This window comes from Bradyrhizobium sp. UFLA01-814, from assembly GCF_046718885.1.
Classification (GTDB): Bacteria; Pseudomonadota; Alphaproteobacteria; order Rhizobiales; family Xanthobacteraceae; genus Bradyrhizobium; species Bradyrhizobium elkanii.
The window spans coordinates 23,838-34,050 of the sequence record NZ_JAQOSR010000096.1 but is presented as its reverse complement, the minus strand read 5'-3'; the positions used below and the strand labels follow the sequence as shown (position 1 = coordinate 34,050).

The following is a 10,213-nucleotide window of genomic DNA, read 5'->3' as shown; positions in this document are numbered from 1 at the left end:
CCATGGTCGTCGGCAGCGTCAGATGTGTATAAGAGACAGGTGCTGGATCGGTAGGCGTCGCGAGTCGGCTGCGCTCCCTCTCCCGCTTGCGGGGGAGGGCTGGGGTGGGGGTCTATCCTCAAGTCATATCGCGGAGAGAACCCCCACCCGGATTGCATCTCCGATGCAATCCGACCTCCCCCGCGAGCGGGAGAGGTAAACCTTCAGTGCTGCTCCAGCTCAATCCAACTCCAGTCAGCCACTCTCTTCACCTCCGCAAACACCTCCATTCCAGGCTGTGGCGGAACCCGCAAACGCGCGGAACGGCGTCCCCCGCGCGCTTGACAAAATTTGGCAACAGGATGAACATACGCTCAACACGTGGGCATATGCTCAACGTGACATAAGGGAGGTCACCTTGAAAAACGTCCTTTGCGCCGTTGCGGGCGCGGCTGCTGTTTTGATCTCTGCCCCCTCGATCGCCCAGACCACGCTGACGGTGGCGACCGTCAACAATGGCGACATGATCCGCATGCAGGGGCTCACCAGCGAATTCACCGCGAAGAATCCCGATATCACTGTCAAATGGGTGACGCTCGAGGAGAACGTGCTGCGCCAGCGCGTGACCACCGACATCGCCACTAAGGGCGGCCAGTTCGACGTGCTCACCATCGGCACCTATGAGGTGCCGATCTGGGCCAAGAAGAACTGGCTGGTGCCGCTCGACAAGCTCGGCGCCGATTATGACGTCGGCGACCTCTTGCCCAAGATCAAGGATGCGGTCTCGGTCGACGGCAAGCTCTACGCCGCGCCGTTCTACGGCGAGAGCTCGATGGTGATGTATCGCACCGACCTGTTCGACAAGGCCGGCCTGAAGATGCCGGAGAGCCCGACCTGGGACTTCGTGGTCGACGCCGCCAAGAAGCTGACCGACAAGTCCGCCGGCGTCTATGGCATCTGCCTGCGCGGCAAGGCCGGCTGGGGCGAGAACATGGCGTTCCTGACCGCCATGGCCAATTCCTACGGCGCGCGCTGGTTCGACGAGAAGTGGGAGCCGCAATTCACCTCGCCGGAATGGAAGAAGACGCTGACGACCTATGTCGACCTGATGAAGCAGGCCGGCCCTCCCGGCGCCAGCTCCAACGGTTTCAACGAGAACCTCGCGCTGTTCAACGCCGGCAAATGCGCGATGTGGATCGACGCCACGGTGGCGGCGTCGTTCGTGAGCAATCCGAAGGAATCCACGGTCGCCGACAAGGTCGGCTTCGCGCTGGCGCCGAACACCGGGCTCGGCAAGAACGCCAATTGGCTGTGGGCGTGGAGTCTTGCGGTCCCCTCCGGTTCGAAGAAGGTCGAGGCGGCCGAGAAGTTCATCGCCTGGGCGACCGGCAAGGACTACACCAAGCTCGTCGCGTCGAAGGAAGGCTGGGCCAACGTGCCGCCGGGCACGCGCTCTTCGCTGTACAAGAACCCCGACTATCTGAAGGTCGCCCCCTTCGCCAAGCTGACGCTGGCCTCGATCGATGCCGCCGATCCGAACAAGCCGACGGTGAAGCCGGTGCCTTACGTCGGCGTGCAATACGCGGCGATCCCTGAATTCCAGGGCATCGGCACCCAGGTGGGCCAGCAGTTCTCGGCCGCGCTCTCAGGTTCGACCACCGTCGATGCGGCGCTCTCGGCTGCGCAGTCCGCGACCGAGCGCGAAATGAAGCGCGCGGGTTATATCAAGTAGAGCACGCCGGAACCAAAGCCAGGGCGCGTCAAACGCCTCGGCCGCCCGACCAGCTTAGACCTCCCGAGCTGGGTACTTGCGACCATCCTGTCCCGCAGCGGGATGGTCGCTCCTTTCCTTGAGAAGGAGGCGGGGATGGCGACCCAGCAGACCCAACTGCTCGCACGCACGCTGCTCACGCCCGCGGTGGCGCTGCTGTTCATCTGGATGATCGTGCCGCTGGCGCTCACGATCTATTTCGCGACCCTGCATTACAATCTGCTCGATCCCGGCTCTGAATCGTTCGTCGGGCTGGAGAATTTCCGCTACTTCCTGACCGATCCTGCATTCCTCGCATCGTTGCAGAACACGCTGGTGCTGGTCGGTTCGGTGCTCGCGATCACGATCATCCTCGGCGTGCCGCTGGCGGTGCTGCTCGACCAGCAGGTGGTCGGGCTCTCGATCGTCCGGCTGATGGTGATCGCGCCGTTTTTCGTGATGCCGACGGTGAGCGCGCTGGTCTGGAAGAACCTGTTGATGCATCCGGTGTCGGGCCTGTTCGCCTGGATCGCGCATCTGTTCGGGCTGCCGGCGATCGACTGGTTCAACGACGCGCCGCTGTTCTCGGTGATCCTGATCATCTCCTGGCAATGGCTGCCGTTCGCGACCCTGATCCTGCTCACCGCGCTGCAATCGCTCGACGAGGAGCAGAAGGAGGCGGCCGAGATGGACGGCGCGAGCGCGATCTCGACCTTCATCTACATCACGCTGCCGCACCTCGCGCGCCCGATCACCGTGGTGATCCTGATCGAGACCATCTTCCTGCTCACGGTGTTCGCGGAGATCTTCGTCACCACCGGCGGCGGCCCCGGCCTGCAGACCACCAACATCGCCTTCCTGATCTATTCGCAGGCGCTGATCCAGTACGACGTCGGCAGCGCCTCGGCGGGCGGCCTGGTTGCGGTGGTGCTCGCCAACATCGTCGCCTTCTTCCTCGTTCGTATCGTCGGCCGGAATCTGGAGGCGTAACGTCATGGCGCGGATGGTCACGACACGGCGCAAGGTGATCTCGACGGCGGCGGCCTGGCTGGTCGGCTTCCTGATCTTCTTCCCGATCCTCTGGATGGTGCTGGCAAGCTTCAAGACCGAGCTCGAGGCGTTCGCGATCCCGCCCTCGTTCCTGTTCTTCCACTGGACCACCGAGAACTACGCCACTGTGCAGGAGCGCAGCGACTATTTCCACCACGCGCTCAACTCGATCATCATCGCCGGCGGCTCGACGCTGATCGCGATGCTGATCGCGATTCCGGCGGCGTGGTCGATGGCGTTCTCGCCGACCAAGCGAACCAAGGACGTGCTGCTCTGGATGCTGTCCACCAAGATGATGCCGCCGGTCGGCGTGCTGGTGCCGATCTACCTGATCTACCGCACCTTCGGCCTGCTCGACACCCGCTCTGGCCTGATCTTCATCCTGTGCCTCGGCAACCTGCCGATCGTGATCTGGATGCTGTTCACCTATTTCAAGGAGATCCCGAAGGACATCCTCGAGGCGGCGCGGATGGATGGCGCCACGATCGGGCGCGAGCTGATCTATGTGCTGACGCCGATGGCGGTGCCGGGGCTCGCCTCGACGTTGCTGCTCAATCTGATCCTGGCGTGGAACGAGGCATTCTGGACCCTCAACTTGTCGACGCTCGAGGCCGCGCCGCTCACCGTGTTCATCGCGTCCTATTCCAGCCCGGAAGGATTGTTCTGGGCGAAATTGTCGGCGGCGTCGACGCTCGCGATCGCGCCCATTCTTGTGCTCGGCTGGTTCAGTCAGCGGCAGCTCGTCCGCGGCCTGACCTTCGGCGCGGTCAAGTAGCAGAAAGGCTTTTGCCATGGGTCAGATTACGCTGCAGGGTGTGCAAAAATCGTTCGGGCCGGTCCACATCATCAAGGGCGCCGACCTCGACATCGCCGACGGCTCCTTCGTCGTCTTCGTCGGCCCGTCCGGCTGCGGCAAGACCACGCTGTTGCGGCTGATCGCGGGGCTCGAGGATGTCACCGGCGGCGCCATCCTGATCGACGGGCGCAACGTGGTCGATGTGCCGCCGGCCAAGCGCGGGCTGTCGATGGTGTTCCAGTCCTACGCGCTCTATCCGCATATGAGCGTGCGCGGCAACATCGCATTCGGCCTGAAGATGGCCGGCATCGCCAAGGACGAGATCAACCGCAAGGTCGAGGCGGCCGCAGCAACACTCAACCTGACGCCCTATCTCGACCGCAAGCCGCGCGAGCTCTCCGGCGGCCAGCGCCAGCGCGTCGCGATCGGGCGCGCCATCGTGCGCGAGCCGAAGGCGTTCCTGTTCGACGAGCCGCTGTCGAACCTCGACGCCGCGCTGCGGGTGCAGATGCGGCTTGAGGTGACGCGGTTGCAGAAGCAGCTCGGCACCACGGCGATCTACGTCACCCACGACCAGGTCGAGGCCATGACCATGGCCGACAAGATCGTGGTGCTGAACGGCGGCAAGATCGAGCAATACGGTTCGCCGCTCGAGCTCTACGAAAAGCCGGCCAATCTGTTCGTCGCTGGCTTCATCGGCTCGCCGAAGATGAATTTCGTCACCGATGAGATCGCGAAGCAGCAGGGCGCCGCGACCATCGGGGTACGGCCCGAGCATTTGAGGGTCGAGCGCGACGGGCAGGGCGGCTGGCACGGCACCGTCTCGGTCGCCGAGCATCTCGGCAGCGACACCTTCCTCTATGTCGACGCCGGACCGTTGGGAGTGCTGACCGCGCGCTATGTCGGCGAGCTTGATCTGCATCCCGGCGACCGGGTGTCGCTGATCCCGGATCCGGCGCGCATCCACCGTTTCGACGAGAGCGGAAAATCGATTCACGCGTAAAGCATGATCCGGACCCGGAGGGCCGCGTTAGCGCAAAGTGTGAGCGGTTTTCCGAACAGATCATGCTCAAAAAGAAGCTAAGGAAGAAGAAAATGTATCTCGAAAAATTCAGGCTCGGCGGCAAGACCGCCATCATCACCGGCGCCGGTCAGGGCATCGGGCTCGCCTGCGCCGAAGCGCTCGCCGAGGCCGGCGCCAAGGTCATCATCGGCGACCGCGACGCCAAGGTCGCCAATGATGCGCAGGCGGCGCTGAAGGCCAAGGGTTTCGACGCCGACATCGCGCTGATGGACGTCACGGATTCCGGCCGCGTCTCTGCGGTCGCCGACGAGCTGGTGCGCAAGTACGGCAAGGTCGACATCCTCGTCAACAATGCCGGCATCGCCCGCAGCGAGACGCCGGCGGAAACCGTGACCGACGAGCATTGGCTCAACGTCATCGACGTCAACCTGAACGGCACCTTCTGGTGCTGCCGTGCCTTCGGCAATCACATGCTGAAGGCGAAGTCCGGCACCATCGTCAATGTCGGCTCGATGTCCGGCTTCATCGTCAACAAGCCGCAGGAACAGTGCTTCTACAATGCTTCCAAGGCCGCGGTGCATCATCTGACCAAATCGCTCGCGGCCGAATGGGGCGCGCGCGGGGTTCGCGTCAACGCCGTGGCGCCGACCTATATCGAGACGCCGCTGAACGCGTTCGTGAAGAACAGCCCCAAAATGTACGATGCCTGGATCGGTGGAACCCCGATGGCGCGGATGGGGCAGGTCGACGAGATCGCCTCCGTCGTCTTGTTCCTGGCCTCCGATGCTGCAAGTCTGATGACCGGAAGCATCGTTCTGGTCGATGGCGGCTACACTTGCTGGTAGGGTTGCCCGGGGAGATCGTGCTCAACAGAAGATAGAGCGGTCATGCGGCAAGCCTATATCGGGGTGGACGTCGGAAGCACCAGCGCCCGGGCGGGCGTGTTCGACGAGTCGGGGAAGCTGTTGGGTTCGGCCCGCCACCCGATCCGGGTCTGGCACGAGCCCGGCGATATCGTCGAGCAATCGTCCGACGACATCTGGGCGGCCTGCGTCGCTTCGGTGCGCCACGCAATGCGGGAGGCTGCGGTTGCCGCCGAGCACGTCAAGGGCATCGGCTTCGACGCGACCTGTTCGCTGGTCGTGCTCGACAGGGCTGACCGGCCGCTCACCGTCAGTCCGTCCGGCGATCCCGCGCGCAATGTCGTGGTCTGGATGGATCACCGCGCGATGGACGAGACCGAATTCGTCAATGCGACCGGCGACAAGGTGCTGCGCTATGTCGGCGGGGCCATCTCGCCGGAGATGGAGATCCCGAAAATCCTCTGGCTGAAACGGCATCTGCCCGCGACCTTCGAGGCCGCCGGGCACTTCTTCGATCTTGCCGACTATCTGTCCTTCCGCGCCACCGGCTCGCTGGCGCGCTCGACCTGCACGGTCACCTGCAAATGGACCTATGTGGCCGGCGAGGGCGGCTGGAGTGAAACCTTTTTCAAGCGGGTCGGGCTCGAGGCGCTTGCGGCCGATCGCTTTGGGCGGATCGGCAGCGAGATCGTGCCGCCCGGCTCGCCGCTCGGCCGCGGCCTGTCCGAGGATGCCGCGCGCGATCTCGGCCTATTGCCGGGAACCGCGGTCGGTGCATCCTTGATCGATGCCCATGCCGGCGGCGTCGGCGCGATCGGCGGCCGCGATGGCTCCGGCGCCGAGGTCGATGTCTGCCAACGGCTCGCCTACATCATGGGAACGTCGGCCTGCATCATGGCGACGACCGTCGATCCCTGCTTCGTGCCCGGTGTCTGGGGGCCGTATTTCGAAGGCATGGTGCCGGGCTTCTGGCTGAACGAGGGCGGCCAATCGGCGGCGGGCGCTGCGATCGATCACCTGCTCAAGTCGCATCCGGCGCATGCCGAGGTTGTGCTCGCGGCGAAGCACGACGGCGTCGACGTCATCGGGTATCTCGAGAAGCGCATCCTGGCGCGCAGCGGCAATGCCGGTGCCGCGGCGTTGCTCGCGCGCAACGTTCACGTCCTGCCGGAATTTCTCGGCAACCGTTCGCCCTATGCCGATCCCGGCTCGCGTGCCGTGATCGCGGGGCTCGATCTCGACACCGACGTGTCGGCGCTGGAGCGGCTGTTCATTGCCGGCCTGTGCGGGCTTGCCTATGGCCTTGCCGACGTCATCGACGCCTTGCAGGCGCATGGCGTCAATGGCAAGACCATCGTGATCGGCGGTGGCGCGAGCCGCAGCCCCCTGGTGCGCCAGATCATGGCCGACACGACAGGCTACGCAGTGGCGCTGCCGCAGACCCAGGAGCCGGTGCTGCTCGGCGCCGCGATGCTGGGCGCGGTCGCCAGCGGTGCGCACAATTCGATCAACGCCGCGATGGCCGGCATGTCGGCGCTCGGGCGGTTGAGCGAGCCGACCAGGCCGGAGCTTGCCGATTTCCACCGCAAGAAGCGCGGCGTGCACAAGATGCTGCGAGAGCTTGACCGCGACAGCCGCGAGGCGATGAGGCGGGCGCCCGGCGAAGCGCCGACGTAAGGTTTATCCCATGCTGCTGAGTTGCGGAGATGCGCTGATCGATTTCCTGCCGTCGAAGACGACGGATGGACGCGAGGCCTTGACGCCCGCGGTCGGCGGCTCCTGCCTCAACATCGCGATCGGCAGCGCGCGGCTCGACGTTCCGACCGGCTTTGTCGGCGGCATCTCGACCGACACCTTCGGCAAGATGATCGCCGATCATGCCGCGGCGTCCGGCGTCGACCTTCGTCGCGCCACGCGCAGCAATCGTCAGGCCACGCTGGCCTTTGCGCGCGTCACCGGCACCGAGACGCAATACGCCTTCTACGACGCCGACACCGCATCGCGGAACTGGACCTATCGGCGCGATGCGGTCGCGCTTGACGGCGTCACCTGCCTCCACACCGGCTCGACCACGCTGGTCCATGACAAGGGCGCGGCGGAGACGCTGGCCTTGATCGAGGATGCGCGGCCGAACGTGACGATCGCGCTCGATCCGAACTGCCGGCCGAACCTCGTCACGGACAAGGACGCCTACCGTGCGCGCATGCTGACGTTCTGCGGCAAGGCCGACATCGTGAAAATGTCCGACGTCGACTTCGCCTATCTGTTCGGCGACGAGGCCTATGCTCCGAGGGCCGAGGAGCTGCTCTCGGGCGGCGCATCGCTTGTCGTCATTACGCGCGGCCATGATGGCGCCTGCGCCTGGCATCGCAAGGCCGGACCGGTCGCGGCCGAAGCACTGGTGGTGAACGTCGTCGATACGATCGGCGCCGGCGACAGTTTTCAGGCGGCGCTGCTCGCCGCGTTGCATCGGCTGGACCGGATCGCGCGACAGCGGCTGCGCGACACCTCCGCGGCCGAGTTGACACGTGCGCTGTCCTTTGCTTGCAAATGCGCCGCCTTCACCTGCACGCGGCCCGGCGCCGATCCGCCGCGGAGCCGGGAATTGCCGGCCGACTATTGGTAGGCCTTGTGCGGTCTCCGCCGGAGTCACTGCTCGCGGGATGCCGTCGCTTGACGCTTAGTCTCATTTTGCGTGCTGCGCCTGCGAAGGCAAACCTGTCCGGCGATGCGTGAAGGTGTCCGAAGCATCCGATATCGTTCGGATTTGATGCCAACCCATGATCGCTATATTTCGAACGTGCGAAGTCATGCTGCTTCGGCTTCGCATTGAGCGCATCGGTTGTCTTTGTGAAAGACCGCGCTAACATGGAACCCATCCATCGATACCGGTCTTCGTCCTTTCTTGATCGTCTATTGCAGCGCAACCAGGCCACGCAGCGGGTTGCGCGCTCGCCAGGGCGGCCGGGCCTCGAAGGGAAGTAGCAGACACGCATCCCTAATATTGCAACCAAGAAATAACGGGGGAAGATATGTACGTGAAAGGGATTGCGGCATTCGCCGCCGCGCTCGGCGTTGGCCTGTTGTCGGGCGCCGCCATCGCACAGGAAGTCAAGCAGGAGAAGCAGTCGGTCCTCGGCAACGCCAATGTTTCTCCTGTGACCCAGGAGCAACTCAACGCCGCCGACAAGAACACCAGGGATTTCCTGCTTACCAACGGCAACTACGCCCAGACGCGATTCTATCCGGGCAAGCAGATCAGCCGGGACAATGTGAAGAACCTGCACGTCGCATGGATCTTCCAGACCGACGTCAAGGAATCGCTTGAGACATCTCCGATCGTCGTCGATGGCGTGATGTTCGTCACGACGTCGTTCAGCCATGTCTATGCACTCGACGCCAAGACCGGTCAGCAGCTCTGGCACTATGCCCACAAGATGGGCCCGATCACGGTTTATTGCTGCGGTCCCAACAATCGCGGCGTCCAGGTGCTCGGCGACCGGGTCTATCTGGCGACGCTCGATTCCAAGCTGATGGCGCTGAATGCCAAGACCGGCGAGGTGATCTGGACCACCAACATCGCCGATCCCGAGCTCGGCTACAGCGAGACGATGGCGCCGACCGTGGTCAAGGACAAGGTCCTGATCGGAACCAATGGCGGCGAATACGGCATCCGCGGTTTCGTGCGCGCCTATGACGCCAAGACCGGCAAGCAGCTCTGGAATTTCCATACCATTCCGGAGAACTCCGTCGGTGTCTGGGCGACCAAGGATGCCACCGGCCGCGACATGCATCGCAACATCCAGGCCGAGAAGGACATGCTCGCCAAGATCGGCGATCCCTATGCCAAGCTCGGTGGCGGCGTGTGGCAGAACCCGTCGGTCGATCTCGCGACCAACCGGATCTACTTCGTCGTCGGCAACCCGTCGCCCGACCTCGACGGCTCGAACAGGCCCGGCGACAACCTCTATACCAACTCGCTGGTCTCGCTCGATCTCGACACCGGCAAGTATGTCTGCCACTTCCAGTACATCGCCCACGACGTCTGGGATCTCGACGCGGTCAGCCCGACGGTGCTGGTCAACGTCAAGGACAAGAGCGGAAAGACGATTCCCGGCGTCATTCATGCCGGCAAGACCGGGCACATCTATGTGCACGATCGCAAGGACTGCAGCCTGATCCGCTTCTCCGAGGCGATGGTACCGCAGGAGAACATGTGGGTGCTGCCGACCAAGGAAGGTGCGCGCATGCTGCCCGGCGCCAATGGCGGCGTCGAATGGTCGCCGATCGCGACCGATCCGGGGCAGGAGCTGGCCTACGCCATCAACCTGCACCAGCCGATGACCTACCACGTCGAGAGCTCGGCCTATCCGAACGGCAAGCTGTGGCTGGGCGGTGCCTTCAAGGTGATCCCGGGCGAGAAGCAGGCGGGCAACATCACCGCGGTGAACTACAACAACGGCAAGATCAAATGGCAGGTCAACACGCCCGAGCCGATGATCGGCGGCATCCTCGCCACCGCCGGCGGCCTGGTCTTCACCGGCGAAGGCAACGGCAAGTTCGCGGCCTATAATTCGTCGAACGGCAAGGAGCTGTGGAGCTTCCGGGCCGGCGCCGGCGTCAACGCGCCGCCGTCGAGCTACATGGTCGGCGGCAAGCAATATATCGTGGTCGGCGCGGGCGGTAACACCCAGCTCGACTACAAGCGTGGCAACAACATCATCGCCTTCACGCTCGACTGAGCCCGGGCC

The 10,213-nt window shown here is 64.1% G+C and carries 8 protein-coding genes; all 8 read left to right on the top strand.

Features of this window, described 5'->3' with window-relative positions; all coding sequences use genetic code 11:
* Window positions 1–397 precede the first annotated feature (397 nt).
* The 8 genes from PMN64_RS26335 to PMN64_RS26300 all read left to right on the top strand — a co-directional run bounded on the left by PMN64_RS26335 (window position 398) and on the right by PMN64_RS26300 (window position 10,204).
* The gene (locus PMN64_RS26335; protein WP_411782733.1) at window positions 398–1,711 is read left to right on the top strand and encodes an ABC transporter substrate-binding protein; all 1,314 of its coding nucleotides are present in this window, start codon (window positions 398–400) and stop codon (window positions 1,709–1,711) included.
* A 135-nt stretch (window positions 1,712–1,846) separates the two neighbouring features.
* Window positions 1,847–2,719, top strand: coding sequence for a carbohydrate ABC transporter permease (locus PMN64_RS26330; RefSeq protein WP_028344353.1), 873 nt, complete (start codon window positions 1,847–1,849; stop codon window positions 2,717–2,719).
* A gap of 4 nt (window positions 2,720–2,723) precedes the next feature.
* Window positions 2,724–3,554 (top strand): carbohydrate ABC transporter permease, encoded by an 831-nt coding sequence (locus PMN64_RS26325; protein WP_028334898.1) that lies wholly within the window; start codon window positions 2,724–2,726, stop codon window positions 3,552–3,554.
* 16 nt (window positions 3,555–3,570) lie between these two features.
* Window positions 3,571–4,578, top strand: a complete 1,008-nt coding sequence (locus tag PMN64_RS26320; RefSeq protein ID WP_411782732.1) for an ABC transporter ATP-binding protein — start codon at window positions 3,571–3,573, stop codon at window positions 4,576–4,578.
* Window positions 4,579–4,670: 92 nt separating this feature from the next.
* On the top strand, window positions 4,671–5,444 hold the full coding sequence (locus PMN64_RS26315) for an SDR family NAD(P)-dependent oxidoreductase (protein WP_028344350.1): 774 nt from the start codon (window positions 4,671–4,673) through the stop codon (window positions 5,442–5,444).
* 42 nt (window positions 5,445–5,486) lie between these two features.
* On the top strand, window positions 5,487–7,139 hold the full coding sequence (locus tag PMN64_RS26310) for an FGGY-family carbohydrate kinase (protein ID WP_028344349.1): 1,653 nt from the start codon (window positions 5,487–5,489) through the stop codon (window positions 7,137–7,139).
* Between the two features lie 10 nt (window positions 7,140–7,149).
* Complete coding sequence (locus PMN64_RS26305) at window positions 7,150–8,088, top strand: carbohydrate kinase family protein (RefSeq protein WP_411782731.1); 939 nt, start codon at window positions 7,150–7,152, stop codon at window positions 8,086–8,088.
* A gap of 406 nt (window positions 8,089–8,494) precedes the next feature.
* Window positions 8,495–10,204 (top strand): pyrroloquinoline quinone-dependent dehydrogenase, encoded by a 1,710-nt coding sequence (locus PMN64_RS26300; protein WP_304496809.1) that lies wholly within the window; start codon window positions 8,495–8,497, stop codon window positions 10,202–10,204.
* The last annotated feature ends 9 nt before the right edge of the window (window positions 10,205–10,213 follow it).